The organism is Mycolicibacterium rhodesiae, assembly GCF_002086695.1.
GTDB classification, from domain to species: domain Bacteria; phylum Actinomycetota; class Actinomycetes; order Mycobacteriales; family Mycobacteriaceae; genus Mycobacterium; species Mycobacterium rhodesiae.
In genome coordinates this window covers 1-523 of sequence record NZ_MVIH01000046.1, presented here as the reverse complement: position 1 = coordinate 523, position 523 = coordinate 1, and the positions used below count along the sequence as shown (strand labels likewise).

The window sequence follows — 523 nt, the reverse complement described above, 5'->3', positions numbered from 1 at the left end:
TTGCCGATGCTGCCGCTGGAGCCACCGCCGGTTCCGCCGGTGCCTGGCGCACCGGCGTTGCCGCCGGTACCGCCCTTGCCGCCGGCGGCGCCGTTGCCGCCCGCGGTGGTGTTGGTGCCGCCTGCGCCGCCCGTGCCGCCGACACCGCCGACGCCGCCCTGTCCGCCTGCACCGCCTCCGGCCCCGCCGATGCCTGCACCGCCCGTGCCGCCGGTGCCGCCGGATCCGGCATTGCCGCCGGCTCCGCCTGTGGTCGGAGTTGTACCGGTCGTGCCGGCCGTGCCAGTCCCGCCGTTGCCGCCCGCACCGCCCTGGCCGCCCGCACCGGCAGCGCCGTTGCTGCCGACGGAACCGCCGCCGCTGCCAGCCGTTCCTGCCGCTCCGGCGTTGCCACCAGTACCGCCCTGTCCGCCGGCTGCACCAGCGCCGCCGGCAGTACCGGTGTTGGAACCACCGGCGCCGCCTATACCGCCTGTGCCGCCTAGGCCGCCGTTACCGCCCTTGCCGCCGCCGGCTCCACCGC

Annotated in this window: 1 protein-coding gene; it reads right to left on the bottom strand. The window is 78.2% G+C overall.

What is annotated here, in order from left to right; all coding sequences use genetic code 11:
* Positions 1–523, bottom strand: a 523-nt coding sequence (locus tag BST42_RS29835; protein ID WP_207569596.1) for a hypothetical protein, incomplete at both ends; no start/stop codon positions are given.